This is a genomic window from Actinoplanes sp. CA-015351 (assembly GCF_050955685.1).
Classification (GTDB): domain Bacteria; phylum Actinomycetota; class Actinomycetes; order Mycobacteriales; family Micromonosporaceae; genus Actinoplanes.
Genome location: NZ_CP192102.1, coordinates 8437589 through 8454779, shown reverse-complemented (window position 1 = coordinate 8454779; position 17191 = coordinate 8437589). Strand labels below are relative to the sequence as shown.

Genomic DNA, 17191 nt, shown 5'->3' with positions numbered 1-17191 from the left:
CGGCTCTCGGGAGGGGCTGTCAGAACCCGTACAACTCGATCTCGTTGACGCTGACCTTGAAACCGTCGCCGTCCTCGTTCGGCGGGAGCTCGGTCAGGAACACCAGCACGTACTGGTATTTCTGGTCCGGCTCGAAGCCGGAGAAGGCCCAGTTGGTGCCGGTGCTCTTCTCCGCGTCGCCGTCGCCGAGCTTTTTGTAGTCCTTGAGGATCTTGCCGTCGCCGCTCTGGCTGTCACCCGGGTCGCTCGTCCCGTAACGGACGTCCATGGTGACGCCGGGGGCTGAGGTCGCCACCCGGACCTCGGCGAGAGAGCGCGGGCTGCCCAGGTTGATCAGGACGCCCATGCCCTCTTTCAGGTTGCCGAACTTGGGCGAGCCCTTGTAGCTCGAGGTGGTCCAGGCGGTGTCCTGATCGCCGTCGACGACGTACTCCGCCTCGCCGGAGTCGGTCCGGGAACCGGGCGGTGCGTCGACGATGCGGACCTGGTCGGCGGTGAGTGCGATCTTTTTCGGCTCGGGAGCTGCGGTCTCGCCGCCAGCGGGTGTTTCCGCGTCCGGGCCGACGCCGGCTGAGACCGGCGGGTTGGCCTCGGTGTCGGTGCTGCTGGAGCTGGTGATCGCCCGGATGCCGAAGATCAGGCCGACGATCGCGATGATCACGAGCGCGCCGACGCCAAGCATGATTTTCGGAGTGCTCTTGATCGGCTCGCTCGACGACGAGGTGCCCTGGACGAAGCGCAGCGGACCGACGTCCTCGTACTCCTCGTCCTCGGCGGCGGCATCCAGACGGCCCAGCTCGGCCGTGAGCGCATCGGCCGCCGGTGCGGCGACCCGCCTGTCCAGCAGGTCCATGGTCAGGTCGTCCAGGTACGCCGGGACGCCGGCCCGGATTTGCCGCGGCGCCGCCGGGTTGCCGGAACTGTCGCGATTCGCGTCAGGGAGCGCGGAGCTGCTGATCTCGTTGTGCGGCCAGTGGCCGGTGAGCGCGAAGTACAGAAGGCCGCCGACCGCGCGGATGTCCAACTCGACGCTGTCCGCCGAGTCGGCCCGGGCGTCGGCCAGCACGACCCGGCCGTCGTCGCCGATCAGCGTGGTGCCGGGGTGCACGTTGCCGTGGATCATGCCGGTGGCGTGCACCGACGTGAGCGCGTCAGCAACAGAGTGCGCGATGGCGATGGCCCGCGCCGGGTCGAGCGGACCCTCGGCGCCGACCAGGTCACGCAGCGACTCGCCCTCGACCCACTCGCGAACGACGTACGCCCGCTCCTGCTCGTCGATCGCGTCGTAGACGCCGACCAGGTTGGGGTGGATCACCCGGCTCGCGGCGACCGCGGCCTGGAGCATCTCGGTGGCGGAGGCGCCGCCGGGGTGTCGAAGAACGACGGCGACCGGGCGCCGGAGAACGACGTCGATGCCGCGCCAGACCTGACGGCCCGCGCTGTCGTTGTTGACATGCTGTTCCAGCTGGTAACGCTCAGCCAGAATCTCCCCGGCGGTGGGCGCACCGAAGGTCAAGACCGGTCCGGCCTCGTCGGCCGCGGTCTCGTGGCCTTCGCCGACCTGGGTCACCAGTCCTCCCTCGGGTGGTGCATTCCTGGGTGGTACATGACTCGGCGCTCAGGACAACGTGCTCCCGCGCACATGCTCACCGACCATACCCGTACAGGGCCAGGGTCTGGCAGGTCGTCCCCCCGGCGCGGCATCGCATCGTGCCGTCATCAAACGGGACAATCCGGGCGGAGCTGAATCAGAAACTCCTGATCAGGACGGGCTTGCGCTTGATCAACGACCCAGTTTGCGGCGGACCATCCCGACGACCTGGCTGATCTCCTGGACGCGCAGGCCGAGCGCCGCGGCCAGATAGGCGACGAGGATCACCGCGCCGCCCGCGAGCAGCTGGACGAGCGCCTCGATCCGGCCGTCCGGCTCGCCGGCGCCGGGCAGCAGGCTGACGACCAGCAGCCCGAGTCCGGCGGCGACCGCGGCCGCCACGATCACCTTGATCAGCGACACCGCGACCGAGCCGAGGTTCAGCCGGCCGATCTTGCGGCGCAGCACGGTCAGCGAGATCACTGCGGAGACGAGGTACGACACCGCGTTCGCGGCGGTCATGCCGGCCGCCGAGAGCGACTCGCTGAGGATCGCGGCGAGTGCGAAGTACGCGCCGATCCGGACCGCGACCACCGGGATGTTGATCAGCGCGACCGTCTTGTTGCCCTGAAGCGAATAGAAGGCATAGGTGCAGAGGTAGCTGATCGACAGCGGCAGCACGGCGAACGCCGACACGGTCAGCACGGTGCCGGTGTCCAGCGCCGCGTCGTTGTCGAAGTTGCCGCCCTGGAAGAGGAAGACGGCGAGCGGGTCGCCGAGCACGCCGTAGACCACCGCGATCGGCGCGAGCGCGGCGCTGACCAGCTTGATGCCCCGGGTCAGGTCGGCGCTGACCTCGTCGTACCGGCCGTCGGCCGCGGCGGCGCTCATCTTCGGCAGCAGGGCGGTCATCACCGACACGCCGATGATGCCGTGCGCCATCATGGTCAGCAGGAAGACGTTGTTGAAGGCCAGGACGCTGGCGCTGCCCTTGCCGGCCACCTCGTTGAGGATGCGGACCACGACGAAGACCGCGACCTGGTTCGCCGCGACGTAACAGAGCATCCAGCCGGCCAGGTTGCCGATCTCGCGCAGGCCGAGCTCGCGCGGGCTCCAGCGCCACTTCCAGCGGAAGCCGACCTTGCGCAGGGCCGGCAGCAGGCCGGCCGCCTGCACCACCATGCCGAGCAGGGTGCCGCCGCCGATCAGCAGGATCTGGGCCGGAGTGATGCTCTCCGGGGTGAGCCCGCCGTCGGTGCCGAAGGCGAGCACGAACACACCACAGGTCGCGATCACCACGATGTTGTTGAGGATCGGCGCCCACATCGGCGCGGCGAAGTGGCCGCGCACGTTCAGCACCGCGGCGATCAGCGCGGACAGGCCGGTGAAGAAAATGATCGGCAGGATCAGGTACGCGAAGCTGGTGACCAGTCCGGAGTAGGCCTCGGTGTTCCCGTCGCTGGCCTGCAACGCCGTGATCACCGGCGCGGCGATCACGACCAGTGCCGTAGCGATCGCCAGCGAGGTGACCGCGAAGGTGAGCAGTTTCTGGGTGAATTCCTGGCCGCCATCCGGGTCGGCCTTGCGCCGCCGGACCAGCAGCGGGATGAGCACGCTGGAGAGGATGCCGCCGAGCAGGAGCTCATAGATCTGGCCGGGAAGGAACTGGGCGCTCGTGTACGCGTCACCCACGCCGGCCGCGCCGAGAGTCATGCCGATCAGAGCGTTCCGGACGAAGCCGATGACCCGGCTGACCAGGCTGCCGATCGCCATGATCGCGCTCTGCCCGGCCGTGCCGCCGTCACCAGTGGTCTCGGCCGGCGGCACCTCCTCGGGCGGCAGTGCCTGGTCGCCGCCGGGGATCTCGGCATCCACCGAGATCACGGTGACGCCGTCCTCCGCCAGTGGTTGCTGATCATCTGGCGTCGCGTGCGTGCTCCGGTAGAGACCGCCGTTCACCCGAGTCTCCTCCTACACACGTGCCGATATTGAAGTCACCATAAGGGTGACGGTCACAGGTGGTGACGCAGGAGGGTGCCGGGATCTGCTCCGGCCAGGGTTTCCACCATCCAGCATGCCTCCAGAGGAACCAAGGGCTCACTCAGCGCATCCAGAACGGTCGGGTGGTCGCACCCCGCTTCAGTCAGCGCGCCGAGCAGCGCCGGCACCAGGGCCAGGTCACCGGAGTCGGTGATCCGGCGGGCCAGGGTGCGGGTTTGCGCGTACCAATGCTGTTCGGGCATGTGGCGCAGGCGCGCGCCGGTTCGGCGTACCAGATCGAGGATGTCCTCGTGCGGAAAGCGACTCCCGGCACGGACCTGGAGTGTCGCCCAGGCCGGGGCGCTCAGGGCCGCGACAGCGGCCTCGTCGAGAACCTGGGGTGAGAGAGCCGGCGGGGCCGGCCACCAGCGTTCGTCGGCGAAAAGCGGCAGCGGGGTCTGTTCCGGGCCGGAAGGGAGCGCGGGCGGCACCTCCCGGCGCAGCGATCGGTACGCGGCCTCACGCACCGCCGCGATCGCCGCCAGATCGTCGTCGGCGGTCGCCGGGGCGAACGGGGACAGCAGGGCCACCACCAGACCGGGATGGGGCAGCAGCGGATCTTCCAGAGCGATCACCCGTGCGAATGACTCCAGCTCCCACCAGTGCAGCGCGGCGGGGTACGGGCCGGCGGCCGGCGCCCAGCCCAGCTGGACCGGTTCGCTCGACGCGGGACGGCGCAGGCCGAGGGCGCGATCACCCGAGGGAAGCTCGATGTCGAGGACCAGCGAATAGCCGTCCACCACCGGAAACGACACGCGGAGCTGCGGTGGGAGGTCGTCGGTTTCGCTGATCTGTCCCGTCCAGAACCCGGGGTCCTGGGTCAGGGGAAGCAGCGCCTCAGAAACGGGCACGCAGCCATCCTGCCCGGCGACTTGACCGACTGCCAAAGCCTATAAGCTGGTCACCCCATGTCTGTTTTGAATTCCGCCCAGCAGAAAGCGGTAGCCGAGCTGCTCCGCGTGTCCCCCGTCGCCGACGAGTTAGGCCGCCGGTTCGCCGCCGCAGGCCATGAGCTCCACCTCGTCGGCGGCTCGGTCCGTGACGCGCTGCTCGGCAGCCTCGGCGACGACCTCGACTTCTGCACCGATGCGCGGCCGGAGCAGACGCTCTCGGCGGTGCACGGGTGGGCCGACGCGATCTGGGAGACCGGCCGGGAGTTCGGCACGATCGGCATCCAGAAAAACGGTCTGCGGATCGAGATCACCACGTTCCGCGCCGAGGCGTACGACGGGGTGACCCGCAACCCGATCGTCTCCTACGGCGACTCGCTGCTGGAGGACCTGTCCCGGCGGGACTTCACGATCAACGCGATGGCCGTCTCGGTGCCGGGGCACGAGTTCACCGACCCGTTCGGCGGGCTCGAGGACCTTTCCCGGCAGCTCATCCGGACGCCCGCCGCACCGCAGTCGTCGTTCGGCGATGATCCACTTCGGATGCTGCGGGCCGCGCGGTTCGCGGCGAAGCTCGGGTTCACAGTGGACGAGCCGGTCATTTCCGCTATGCGGGATATGGCACCTGATCTCGACCGAATCACCGCGGAACGTATCCGGGACGAGTTCACCAAGCTGATGACCGCCGCCGACCCGATCGGTGGCCTGCGCCTGCTTGTCGACACCGGGCTGGCCGACCGGTTCCTCCCCGAGGTCTCCGGGCTCAAGCTGGAGATCGACGAGCATGCCCAGCACAAGGACGTCTACGAGCACACGCTGATCGTCGTGACGAACGCGATGCGGCTCGAGGGCGACGAAGGCCCGGACTTCGTCCTCCGGATGGCCTCCCTCATGCACGACATCGGCAAGCCGGCGACCAAGGCGGTCGGCCGCGACGGCCGGGTCAGCTTCCACCACCACGAGGTGGTTGGCGCACGGCTCACCAAGCAGCGCATGAAAGCCATGAAATACCCCAAGGACGTGATCTCCGAGGTGGTCGGGCTCGTCGCCCTCCACCTGCGCTTCTATGGGTACGGGAGAGGCGAGTGGACCGACTCGGCAGTGCGCCGTTACGTCACCGACGCCGGTCCGCTGCTCTCTCGTCTGCACAAGCTCACCAGGTCCGACGTCACCACCCGTAACCGTCGCAAGGCCTCGCAGCTGGCGACGGATTATGACGCGCTGGAGGAGCGGATCGCCCGGATAGAGGCCGAGGAGGACCTGGCCAAGGTCCGCCCCGACCTGGACGGCAACGCGATCATGGAGCTTCTCGGTGTGCCGCCGGGCCCGATCGTCGGTCAGGCGTGGCGGTTCCTGAAAGAGCTACGCCTCGACCGGGGGCCGCTGGATCGCGACGAGGCCGAGGCGGAGCTGTTCAAATGGGCCCGCGAGCAGGGACACGTTTCCTAGGGCCCCGCCCCGCTTCAGGTCGGCCTGGATCTTGTTGACTTCCCCGCAGACGTGTCCGCGTAACTCCACAAGATCGAACGGGCCTGGCCGATCTTGCGGAGTTACGCGCAAACGGTTCGCCGAAGTCCACAAGATCGGCGAAGCACCCCGCTCACCACGTCGGCACTGTGAAGCACCGCGTCACCACGTCGGAACTGTGCGGCAGCGCGATTCGCCACGTCGGAACCGTGAAGCAGCGCGTTAGCCACGTCGGCCCTGTGAGGCAGCGCGTTTCGCCACGTCAGCCCTGTGAAGCAGCGCGTTCGCCGAACCTTGGAGACCAGTGGGGCATAGAACACGGACGGCCGTCGCGCGAACTCGTGCACTCGTGGTTGCTCGGCCGGCCGAGCCGCACAAGATCTCCGAGCGGCGCCTTGAAGCTTGTGAGCTCGGGCCGCTGTGCCACGACCGCGAATGCACGAGATCCTTCGGGGTGGCTCATGGCAGTCCCGCTTTCACGGCCAGGCCCTGGAACTCCCTGGGCAGGGCGGCCTGCTCCAAGGCGCGGCCCTTGGCGTCGTAGAGCATCACGAACTCGTCGTCGACGGTGAGGATCCGGCCGTCCTTCAGGTAGAGGGCGTCCGAGCCGATCAGGTCGGCGATCGGTGATCCGTCTTCGGCGTCGGTGAGCACGATCGAGCCGCTCTCGGGGCGGACCAGGACATGCCGGCCGTCGGGGGACCAGGCCCGGGTGCCGAGCGGCCGGCCGGTCATCTTGATCGATCGCACCGGCTTGCCGGTACCGGCCGAGTAGATGTCGAGTGATCCGACCCTTTCCCGGATCGCCTCGGAGCGCGGCTGGGTGGAGTCGCGTTGCGTCACGGCGAACTCCCTGCCGCCCGGCAGCCAGGACAGCGAGCACCAGTCCGGGCAGTTGGCGAGCGCACCGGTCTTGACGTCGTCGTCTCCCGTCACGTCGGAGATGGTGAAACCCTCGTCGGTCGGGATGAGCAGGTGGGAACCGTCCGGCGACCACTCAGGATCCGGGTCACCGCCGATCGGCCGGTAGTAGATGAGGTTGCGCACGTCGCCTGACGCGGTGACGATCCGGGTGGTCGTCGGCGCCGATGAGCCGTCGTAGGCCGCGATCAGGCCGGCCGGACCGGGCACCACCGACCGGTAATCCCCGGTCAGCTCGCTGTATCGGCCGGTTTTCCGGTCGAGCAGCACGTGGTGGGTTTCATCCTCGGCGTTCACGTCCACCTTGTTCATGGTGCGGCTCAGTGCGGTGACGACCGCGCCGCCGAGCAGCTGATACGGCTTTCCGGCGTCGAAAGCGGGCAGCGAAACGGTGGCCGGCGTCGCCTCTTCCGAAGGCCGAAGGCTCGGGCTCGGGCTCACCGTGGTCGCGGGCAGCGGCTCGGACGCGTCCTTGCGGAGCACGGTGTACGGCGTCACGGTGACCGCGACCAGCGCCACCGCGACCGCGCCGAAGGCGACATGGCGCCGCCGCCGGATCCGGCGACCTTTGGTACGCGCGGCGGCCACGAGATCGAGCGGCCGAGGAGCATCGTCGGCGAGGTCGAGAACCGCGTCGCGCAGGTTGTCCTCCAGATCTCTCATCGGGATGCCTCCAACGGCGTGACACGGCCGACCAGGGCGCGAAGTTTGACCAGGGCACGGGAGGCCTGACTGACCACCGTTCCGGGCCGGCAACCGAGCGCCTCGGCGGTCTCCTCCACGGAACGGTCCTCGAGGTAACGCATCACCAGCACCGCACGCTGACGTGCGGGGAGCGAGAGCAGCGCCGCACGCAGCGCGAGGCGCTCCGCCACGTCGTCGTCGTGCCGTTCCCGGTTCGCCCGGTCCGGCACGTCGGCCACGGTCACCTCGTTGCGGGTGCCCGCCTTGCGCCACGCGGACACCCGGTCGTTGTACAAGATCTTGCGGACGTACGCCTCCGCGTCCCCGTGTATGCGTGGCCAGTGCGAGTACGCCTTGGCCAGCGCACCCTGCACCAGGTCCTGCGCGGCATCCCGATCCCCCGTCATAGCGTGCGCGATCCGGAGCAACGACTGCCCTCGTTCCGCGACGAACGCGGTGAACTCGTCTTCGAGCGACTGCTTCACCGGTCACCTCCACGAGGTCAGACGCATGACCGATCGGAAAGCTTGCATGTTCTCTCAGAAACCGAACGTCAGATTCCGGCCGGTCAGCTCCAGCGGCAACTCCATCTTCTCCAGAACCGTGCCGTTTCCGGCGTACCTGGTCAGAACGCCTCCGTTCTGGGCCAGGATGGAGCCGTCGGCGAGGAATCGGGACCAGGAAGCGCTGAAGTGGGCGGTCTCCTGGCGCGTGACGATGTCGACGACCGTCAGCTGCTCCGGTGACCTGGTCTGCCGCACGAGCATGAGACGCCCGTCCGGAGACGTGGAGTGCTCGCCGATCGGCATCGCCTTGATCGGCAGGTGTTCGGACACCTTGCCGCTGCTCGCCTCGAAGATGGCGATACCGGTGAGCCGGGTCTCCTCCTCGCCGCGCGTCCAGGCCTGCGGCAGTGCGACCCGGGTGTCACCGTCGAACCAGGTGAATTGGCAGTACTCCAGGCAGGGCATCTGTCCGAAGTCGACCTTGTGGTCGGTGCTCCGCCGCCGAGCCGGATCCACGATCGAGTATCCCTTGACGTGTGAGACCAGCAGCCGTGAGCCGTCCGCCGACCAACTGGTGTAGGACGCCGCGGGAATCGGCGGCTGCCAGTACTCGCCGGTGCGCAGGTTGAAGATCCGGATATTCTCCGAATCGTCCCGCCAGATCACGGCATAACGCCCGTCCGGAGACGGCTCGACAAGGCCGATACCGTCCGGGAACTGCCGGTACTGGCCGGTTTCCGGGTACAGCGCGAAGCTCCTCGTGCGTTCCTGGATGCCGAGCAGGAGTACGCCGCCGGGTCCGGTGAACACCTCCGTCGGCTTGAAGGCCGGCGCCGGGGCCACGGTGACCGTGGCGGCCGGCAATGGCCGGCTCTCGTCGGAGCGGCCGAGCAGGGTCACGAACGGGATGGTCACCGCCAGCACGGCGGCGAGGGCGGTGGACACCGCGGCGGTGCGGCGGTTGCGGCGGATCCGTTGACCGTCGGCCAGTGCCCGGGCGGCCAGGCCGTGCGGGGTGCCGGACTCGTCCGCGAGATCACGGACGGTTGCTCGGAGCAGGTCGTCGATCATCGCAGCACCTCCACGGCGGTCGCGTCGTCCAGTTCGGGCACCAGTTCGCGCAGCTTCTTCAGCGCGCGGGCAGCCTGGCTGGCAACAGTGCCGGGCCGGCAGCCCAGCACCTCGGCGGTCTGCTCGACCGAGCGGTCCTCCAGATATCGCAGGACCAGCACGGCACGCTGCCGGGGAGGTAGAGAGAGGAGAGCCTGCCGAAGCGTCAGCCGCAGCGCGGTGTCCTGGTCGTGCCGGTACGCCGGACCCGCTTCCGGAAGCTCGGCCATCAGCAGCTCGGGACGACGGCCCTGGCGGCGCCAGCCGGAGACCCGGTCGTTGTAGATGATCCGGCGCACGTACGGCTCGGGGTCACCGCTGATCCGCGACCATCGGGCGAATGCCTTCGCCAGCGCCGACTGGACCAGGTCCTCGGCCGTCTGCTGGTCGCCGGTGAGCGCGTACGCGACACGAACCAGCGCCGGCGCCCGATCGACGACGAACGCGGTGAACTCCGCCTCGTTCGACAACGTCACGGTCACCTCCCGGATAGAAGTACGCCGTTCGGTCCGGGAACTTTGCACGAAGTTGTCAGACCCGCGAGGGAGAATCGCAGGCATGTTCGTCGTCGATTCCCTGATCGGACCGCTGGGTGTTCATGCCGAGGGTGACGTCGTGGTGAGTGTGCGCTTCGGCGCGCAGCCCGGCCCGGTCGCCGAGCATCCTGCCGCGAGGCAGCTCAGCGACTATTTCGCGGGTGAGCTGACCGATTTCACCGTGCCGGTCGAGATGCGTGGCGGCTCCGAGTTCGAGCGGGCCGTCTGGGGCGAGATCGCCAAGATCCCTTATGGCGAGATGATCACTTATGGGGCGATCGCCACCGCACTGGGTGATCCGGGAGCGGCTCGGGCCGTGGGCACCGCCTGCAATCGCAACCCGATCCCGGTCATCGTGCCGTGTCATCGGGTGGTCGGCGCGGGCGGCAAGATGGTCGGCTTCGGCGGCGGCCTGGATCGCAAACGCAAGCTGCTGGAGTTGGAGGCGCGGGTGGCGTTGACCAGATCGTGGAGTTAGGCGACGCCGGGGCCGGCGGCGGAGCGCGCCGGGGGGACGGACGCCAGCCGGCCGGGTGGACCGGGTGGGCGGTCAAGGCGTACCGAATCGGGGTTGTGAAAGAGGCCGGCCCACGATGTGGGCCGGCCTTATCGCTGAGCTTGAGTTTCGCTCAGGTGATGCTTAGCGCTCGATGTCGCCCTTGATGAACGCCTCGACGGCCGCGTGGGCGTCGTGGTCGCTGTACTGCACCGGCGGGGACTTCATGAAGTACGACGAGGCCGAGAGGATCGGGCCGCCGACGCCACGGTCGAGGGCGATCTTCGCGGCGCGGACCGCGTCGATGATCACGCCGGCCGAGTTCGGGGAGTCCCACACCTCGAGCTTGAGCTCGGCGTTGAGCGGGGTGTCACCGAAGGAACGGCCCTCGAGGCGGATGTACGCCCACTTGCGGTCGTCGAGCCACGGCACGTGGTCCGACGGGCCGATGTGGACGTCGCTCTTGACCATCTCGTGCGGGATCTGCGAGGTGACCGACTGGGTCTTCGAGATCTTCTTCGAGACCAGGCGGTTGCGCTCCAGCATGTTCATGAAGTCCATGTTGCCGCCGAAGTTGAGCTGGTACGTGCGCAGCAGCTCGACACCGCGGTCTTCGAACAGCTTCGCCAGCGCGCGGTGCACGATGGTGGCGCCGACCTGGCTCTTGATGTCGTCGCCGACGATCGGGAGACCGGCGTCGGTGAACTTCTGCGCCCACTCCGGGTTCGAGGCGATGAAGACCGGCAGAGCGTTGACGAACGCGCAACCGGCGTCGATCGCGGCCTGCGCGTAGAACTTGTCGGCGACCTCGGAGCCCACCGGGAGGTAGGAGACGACCACGTCGACCTCGGCATCGCGCAGAGCCTGCACGACGTCGACGGTCTCGGCCGAGGACTCCTCGATCATCTCGCGGTAGTACGTGCCCAGACCGTCGTGGGTCGGGCCGCGCTGCACGGTGACGCCGGTCGGCGGCACGTCGGTCAGCTTGATCGTGTTGTTCTCGCTGGCGACGATCGCGTCGCTCAGGTCCATGCCGACCTTCTTGGCGTCCACATCGAACGCCGCGACGAACTTCACGTCCGAGACGTGGTAGTCGCCGAAGGTTACGTGCATGAGACCCGGGACGCGGTCGTTGGGGTCGGCGTTCTTGTAGTACTCCACGCCCTGCACGAGGGACGAGGCGCAGTTACCCACACCGACGATGGCGACGCGGACGGAGCCCATCGCGTTTGCCTCCTTGTTCATCACGGCCGGTCCAGATGCGGACGCGGTGGTTCCGGGGGTGTTTCCGAGCCGGCCGCCGGTGTGGCGGCCGGTTGCACTCCGGTAGGTCCTCCGACCGGGCCGAAACGGCCGCGACCGGGGGTCTGACCGGAGCGCTCATTGGTGATCAGTTCTTCCAGCCAGCGGACTTCGCGTTCGCACGCGTCGAGCCCGTGGCGTTGAAGTTCAAGGGTGTACGCGTCCAGACGATCGGCAGCACGAGCCAAAACTTCACGAAGTCCTTCGCGTCGTTCTTCGACCCGGCGGCGGCGGCCTTCCAGAATGCGGAGGCGGGTGGCCCGGTCGGTGCGCGAAAAGAACGTGAAGTGGACGCCGAAGCCGGTGTCGTCGTACGTCTCCGGGCCGGTCTGGGTCAGCAGGTCCGCGAAGCGTTCCTTGCCCTCGGCCGTGATCTTGTAGACAACGCGTCCCCGTTTGCTGGTCATCGGGGGAATGATGTCGCTGGTCTCGGTCATCTCGGCCTCGCCGATCCAGCCGGCCAGCTTCAACCGCTTCAGCGTCGGGTACAGCGTGCCGTAACTGATGGCGGCCCGGAGCGTGCCGAGCTTGGTCGCGAGTTCCTTGCGGAGTTCGTAACCGTGCATCGGAGCCTCCTGGAGGAGACCGAGAATCGCCAGTTCCAGCACTCGACCCTCCTCGCAGTCCGTCCCGATGTATCGGCCCGATACATCGTCACCGTAGATCGGCCCTGCCAAGTGCGCAACTCGGACACTGTTCCGGAGTTGAGTCGCCACGCTGCGTGATGACTGTCGCCGGGGATGCGGCAACCGCGTACTCTCTTCGCCATGCGCACGCAGCGGCAGGTCATCGACTACTCGCTTCAGAGGCGAGCAGTCCTGCGCGACGTGCGGAACGGCCAGGTCGGCGCACTTGAGGTGTGTGACGCGTCTCCTTACTTGAGAAACGCGGCGACGTACCACGGCGAGCCGACCGACGAGCGTTGCCCGATCTGCCGCCGCGACAACCTGACACTTGTGCACTACGTCTATGGCGAAGAGCTCAAGAACTCCGCCGGCCAGGCGCGGAAACTGGCAGAGCTGCCGGTTCTCGCGATGACGCTGCGTGAGTTTCAGGTCTTCGTGGTCGAGGTGTGCCGCTCCTGTGCGTGGAACCACCTGATCGAGCGCTACGTGCTCGGCCGGGATGGCCTCGTTGAATCCGATACCGATGCGCCGCTTGCATCACACGGTGGGGAGGGGCGTCGGTGAACCGGTTCGATCTCGTTACCGTGTACAGGTTTGGGACCGAGTTTCTGTTACTTCCAGGATTTGACAAGACAGCCGCCATCGCAGCTGAAAACGTCCGCTCGAGGCGCATAGACAGGACGGCCCCGCCGGGTCGGCCTGTTCCGCCCCCGCGACCGGTAGGTGTGAACACATGAACGGGTACGGCGATCCGCAGTCCGCACGAGCCCGGGCCCGAGTGCCCGGGCCGTCCGCTGCTTCCACGCCTGACGACGAGTACGGGGGACATTCCCCGGGTTCTGCGTCAGTGGCCGGTCAGGCCGGGCGTGCGTCGGTGGGCGGCGCTTCAGCAGGCCGGGCATCAGTGGGTTCGGCCTCGGTCGGTTCCGCCTCGGTTGGTGGCCCAGCTGGGCGCGCCTCGGTCGGTTCGGCTTCGGTCGGCCCGGCTCGGGCCGGCGCCGCTGTGCCACCAGTTGGTGGCCGAGCCTCCGTCGCCCGGGCCGCGGTGCGGCCAGTCCCGCCCGGTGGTGGTGGGCCAGGCGGTCCTGGCGGACCGGGTGGCCCCGGCTTCGGCGGCCCCGGTGGTGGTGGCCCAGGCCGGGGTGGGCGGAGCAAGGCGGACAAGAAGCATCGCCGTGCGAACATCCTCACCGCCGCGGCTGCCGTTCTGGTGATCATGCTCGGTGTCGGCATCGTCGGTGGCACGTACTTCTTCGACGACGTCGAGCTGCCCACGCCTGAGGCCGAGGCGCAGATGAACGTCATCACCGACGTGAAGGGGAACACGCTGGCGAAAGATGGTTCGCCGCGTATCAACGTCCCCTACCAGAACATCAGCGAAGTGATGCAGAACGCCGTCGCCGCCGCTGAGGACAAGAACTTCTACAAGCACAACGGCATCGACATGAAGGGCATCGCCCGCGCCGCGTGGAACAACTTCACCGGTGGCGACAAGCAGGGCGCCTCGACCATCACCCAGCAGTACGCCCGGCACGTCGCTGAGCTCAAGGAGATCAGCTACAGCCGGAAACTGCGTGAGGCGGTCATCGCCCGCAAGCTCGAGTCGAAGTACGACAAGCCCCAGATCATGGGCATGTACCTGAACTACATCGACCTCGGCGAGGGCCGGTACGGCGCGGAGGCCGCGGCGAACGGTTACTTCAACGCCTCGGTCGTCAAGGGCACGAAGAACGAGATCAACGTCTACCAGGCGGCGGTCATCGCTTCGATCATCAAGCAGCCCTACCCGAACACCGCGCACAAGGGTTACGACCCGAACTACAACCTCACCGATGCCAAAGACCGGTGGGAGTACACGCTGGCGAACATGCTCGAAATGGGTTGGATGACCCAGGAGCAGTACGACAAGCGGGCGTACCCGAAGGTGAACCCGATCAGCAAGAGCACCACCTGCAAGACCTGTGCCGAGGGCAAGCCGGTCGGCATGGTCATGCGGCACGTGAAGTACGAGCTGGCGCAGATGGGCATCACCGAGGACGAGTACAACCAGGGTGGTTACACGATCACCACCACGATCAACCCGAAGGTCCAGGCTGCCGCCGAGGCTGCCGGCTCGCGCAAGAGCAAGACGTCACCGCTGAACGGCCGGCCGAAGACCTACCAGTCGTCGGTGATCGGCATCGACCCGGACACCGGCCGGGTGCTCGGTTACTACGCCGGCGATGACCCGAACGGCACCGACTACGGCGGCTACATGGCCGGCGACGGCAGTGGCGTTCTCGACTACGGCGGCCAGTCGCCGGGCTCGACGTTCAAGATCTACACCTTGGCCGCAGGGCTCAAGGAGGACATCTCGTTCAAGACGACCTGGGACGGCTCGCTCCTGCGTCCGAACGGGACCAAGATCAGCAACGCCGGCGCCGATCCCGGCTCGGTCTGTGGTGGCAAGATCAAGTACTGCGACCTGGAGCGGGCGACGGTCAAGTCGTACAACTTCCCGTTCTACTGGATCGCTGACAGCATCGGCCGGGACAAGGTCATCGAGGCCGCCCGGGACGCCGGCATCAAGTACATGTGGACCGACCAGGGCAAGATGGTCGACCTGACCAAGACGAAGGCCGCCACCTGGAAGAGCAGCGGCTACTTCGACAACGAGGTCGCGTTCGGCCAGTACCGCGTGGTGCCTCTCGACCACGCACAGGGTGTCGCCACCATCGTCAACGGCGGTGTCCGGCACGACGTGCACTTCATCAAGACGGTGAAGAAGCGCGACTCGAACACCGGCAAGCAGACGACGGTCAAGAGCGAGAACCTGAAGGGCACGCAGGTCTTCGACGCCGCGCAGATGTCCAACCTGCTCGGTGTCATGCAAGAGATTCCGAAGTCGCAGAACCACCAGATCTCGGACGGCCGTGAGTCGGTCGCCAAGTCCGGCACCTGGGAGTACAAGAAGGGCAACGGCGACACCTGGTACGTCGGTGGCATTCCCCAGATGGCGGTGACCGTCTGGGTCGGTGGCGCCAAGGACAAGGTCGAGCTGAAGGAGAGCGGCGGGGGCAAGATGTTCGGCTCCGGCACGCCCGCCAAGATCTGGGAAAAGTTCATCGAGACCGTTGCCGATGAACTCAAGTGGGAGAAGGAAGAGTTCCCGGACCGGATCGAGACGGGTAACCCCGACAGCGAGTACGCGAACGGCCAGGACCCGCCGCCTGTCGTGACTCCGACCGAGGACCCGAACCAGAGCCAGGTCTGCCAGCAGTTCCCGATCCTGTGCCAGGGCCAGGAGAACAACACCGGCAACGCCGGTACGGGCAACGGTAATGGGAACGGCAATGGGAACACCGACGACGGGGATTGACGCCCCTTGATGCATTGACGGCGCTCGCCTCCGGCTGGAGGCGGGCGCCGTTCTCGTTCTGGGAAGAGTTCCATGAAGATCGGTGTGGCACCGCGGCCTGTCACCGCTAACGGCGGCTGATGCGGCATGATGCCAAGTCATGAGCGCGAAACCGTCCACCGAACAGCCGGACGTCTCAGAAGCGACCTCGGACGGTTTCGTGCGGGGGCTCTCCCAGTTCATCGGCGGCCCGCTCGGCTCGCACGCGGTGCGACCCGACTCGCGACCCGGCCGGTTCTGGAACGCGCCACGGATCGTCCTCGCGCTGACCTGCCTGGTCCTGGCGTTGTCCTGGGTGCAGAAGTCGCCCTGCATGGACGGGAACTGGCAGAAGAACGTCCAGTACACCCGGTACTGCTACACCGATGTGCTGGCGCTGTACTACGCCGAGGGCCTCAACGAGGGCAAGGTCCCTTACGTCGACCACCCGGTGGAGTACCCGGTCGTCACCGGTTACTTCATGGGCGCGCTCGGCCTGCCGGTGCACTGGTACGGCCAGGATCACCCGGACATCAACCAGGGCAGCTGGTTCTACAACGCCAATGCTCTGGTGCTGTCCCTGTTCGCCGTCGCCACCGTCGGGATCATCCTGGCGTTGCGCCGGCGCCGGCCATGGGATGCGGCGATCTTCGCGCTCTCGCCGATCCTGCTGCTCACCGCGACGATCAACTGGGACTTCCTGGCGATCGGCCTGGCCGCGTACGGGCTTTACCTCTGGACGAAGCGCAAGCCGGTCTGGGCCGGGGTCTTCTTCGGACTGGGCGCCGCGGCGAAACTGTGGCCGCTGTTCATCCTCGGGCCGATCCTGATCCTCGCGTTGCGCACCGGACGATTGCGCCCGTTTGTCAGCTCGTTCATCGCCACGGCCGTCACCTGGGCGGCGGTCAACTTCCCGGTCTTCTACTGGTACCACGAGAGCTGGCTGCGGTTCTTCCGGCTCAACTCGGAGCGGCCGATCGACTGGGGCACGTTCTGGTACGTCGGCCGGTACCTGGACGGCAAGTGGGCAGCCGGCACCGAGGGTGACCAGGGCCCGTTCCAGTGGCTGAGCAACAACGTTCCGACGCTCAACTACGTGTCGTACGGATTCTTCGCCCTCATCTGTCTCGGCATCCTGCTCCTCGGCCTGCTCGCCCCGCGCCGGCCACGCCTGTCGCAGGTGATGTTCCTGGTCGTCGCGGCGTTCCTGATCTCCAGCAAGGTGTGGTCGCAGCAGTACGTTCTCTGGCTCCTGCCGCTGATCGTGCTGGCCCGGCCGAAGTGGGGCGCGATCGTCGCGTGGAGCATCGCCGAGGTCGGGTACCTCGCCGCGTTCTACGCCGAGCTGATCGGCGCCGGCGGCAAGTCGGTCATCCCGGAGGGCACTTTCGTGCTCGCCTCGACCGCACGACTGGTCACTGTGGGACTGCTCTTCGCCCTGGTGGCGCGTGAGATCTGGCGGCCGGAGCTGGACGACGTCCGGCAGTCGTACGACGGCGCCGACCCGGAGGCCGGTCCGTTGGACGGCCCGGAGGCGCCGTGGGCCACCTCGTTCCGGCGGGCGTTCGGTTTCGGGCCGTCCCCGGAAGCGATCCCCGTCGAGCTGCCGGAGCCGGTCGACAAGGCACCAGCCGTCAGTTGAGGCG

Annotated in this window: 14 protein-coding genes; 5 read left to right on the top strand and 9 right to left on the bottom strand. The window is 67.5% G+C overall.

Annotation, left to right across the window (positions count from 1 at the left end; translation table 11 throughout):
- Positions 1-19: 19 nt before the first annotated feature.
- The 3 genes from ACQP2E_RS38460 to ACQP2E_RS38450 form a co-directional block, all read right to left on the bottom strand.
- A complete protein-coding gene (locus ACQP2E_RS38460; RefSeq protein ID WP_433827836.1) occupies positions 20-1570 on the bottom strand; it encodes a protein kinase family protein in 1551 nt (516 codons plus the stop codon).
- 213 nt (positions 1571-1783) lie between these two features.
- Positions 1784-3550 carry a murein biosynthesis integral membrane protein MurJ gene (gene murJ, locus ACQP2E_RS38455; protein ID WP_433827835.1) on the bottom strand — a complete coding sequence of 589 codons (1767 nt, stop codon included), beginning with the start codon at positions 3548-3550 and terminating at the stop codon, positions 1784-1786.
- 53 nt (positions 3551-3603) lie between these two features.
- Positions 3604-4482, bottom strand: a complete 879-nt coding sequence (locus ACQP2E_RS38450) for a hypothetical protein (protein WP_433827834.1) — start codon at positions 4480-4482, stop codon at positions 3604-3606.
- A gap of 57 nt (positions 4483-4539) precedes the next feature.
- Here ACQP2E_RS38450 and ACQP2E_RS38445 point away from each other — a divergent pair, with 57 nt between their 5' ends.
- Positions 4540-5970, top strand: a complete 1431-nt coding sequence (locus ACQP2E_RS38445; protein WP_433827833.1) for a CCA tRNA nucleotidyltransferase — start codon at positions 4540-4542, stop codon at positions 5968-5970.
- Positions 5971-6447: 477 nt separating this feature from the next.
- Here ACQP2E_RS38445 and ACQP2E_RS38440 read toward each other — a convergent pair whose 3' ends face one another.
- Genes ACQP2E_RS38440 through ACQP2E_RS38425 form a run of 4 tightly spaced genes read right to left on the bottom strand, consistent with a single transcriptional unit; the run spans position 6448 to position 9679 of the window.
- Positions 6448-7572: a hypothetical protein gene (locus tag ACQP2E_RS38440; protein WP_433827832.1), complete on the bottom strand. Its 1125-nt coding sequence runs from the start codon at positions 7570-7572 to the stop codon at positions 6448-6450.
- The gene (locus ACQP2E_RS38435) at positions 7569-8078 is read right to left on the bottom strand and encodes a SigE family RNA polymerase sigma factor (RefSeq protein ID WP_433827831.1); all 510 of its coding nucleotides are present in this window, start codon (positions 8076-8078) and stop codon (positions 7569-7571) included. The genes ACQP2E_RS38440 and ACQP2E_RS38435 overlap by 4 nt, the downstream gene beginning before the upstream one ends.
- Before the next feature lie 54 nt (positions 8079-8132).
- A complete protein-coding gene (locus ACQP2E_RS38430) occupies positions 8133-9170 on the bottom strand; it encodes a hypothetical protein (protein WP_433827830.1) in 1038 nt (345 codons plus the stop codon).
- Positions 9167-9679, bottom strand: a complete 513-nt coding sequence (locus tag ACQP2E_RS38425; RefSeq protein ID WP_433834260.1) for a SigE family RNA polymerase sigma factor — start codon at positions 9677-9679, stop codon at positions 9167-9169. Before ACQP2E_RS38425 ends, ACQP2E_RS38430 begins: the two co-directional genes overlap by 4 nt.
- A gap of 88 nt (positions 9680-9767) precedes the next feature.
- On the opposite strand from ACQP2E_RS38425, the gene ACQP2E_RS38420 reads away from it, so the two are divergent.
- On the top strand, positions 9768-10223 hold the full coding sequence (locus tag ACQP2E_RS38420) for a methylated-DNA--[protein]-cysteine S-methyltransferase (RefSeq protein ID WP_433827829.1): 456 nt from the start codon (positions 9768-9770) through the stop codon (positions 10221-10223).
- Positions 10224-10385: 162 nt separating this feature from the next.
- Here the strand turns inward: ACQP2E_RS38420 and ACQP2E_RS38415 are convergent, their stop codons facing one another.
- Complete coding sequence (locus ACQP2E_RS38415; protein ID WP_433827828.1) at positions 10386-11465, bottom strand: inositol-3-phosphate synthase; 1080 nt, start codon at positions 11463-11465, stop codon at positions 10386-10388.
- Positions 11466-11485: 20 nt separating this feature from the next.
- Positions 11486-12151 (bottom strand): PadR family transcriptional regulator, encoded by a 666-nt coding sequence (locus ACQP2E_RS38410; RefSeq protein ID WP_433827827.1) that lies wholly within the window; start codon positions 12149-12151, stop codon positions 11486-11488.
- A gap of 159 nt (positions 12152-12310) precedes the next feature.
- On the opposite strand from ACQP2E_RS38410, the gene ACQP2E_RS38405 reads away from it, so the two are divergent.
- From ACQP2E_RS38405 to ACQP2E_RS38395, 3 genes are all read left to right on the top strand, one after another.
- The gene (locus ACQP2E_RS38405; RefSeq protein ID WP_433827826.1) at positions 12311-12733 is read left to right on the top strand and encodes a DUF5318 domain-containing protein; all 423 of its coding nucleotides are present in this window, start codon (positions 12311-12313) and stop codon (positions 12731-12733) included.
- Positions 12734-12902: 169 nt separating this feature from the next.
- The gene (locus ACQP2E_RS38400; protein WP_433827825.1) at positions 12903-15527 is read left to right on the top strand and encodes a transglycosylase domain-containing protein; all 2625 of its coding nucleotides are present in this window, start codon (positions 12903-12905) and stop codon (positions 15525-15527) included.
- 139 nt (positions 15528-15666) lie between these two features.
- Positions 15667-17187: a glycosyltransferase family 87 protein gene (locus ACQP2E_RS38395; RefSeq protein ID WP_433827824.1), complete on the top strand. Its 1521-nt coding sequence runs from the start codon at positions 15667-15669 to the stop codon at positions 17185-17187.
- Positions 17188-17191 lie beyond the last annotated feature (4 nt).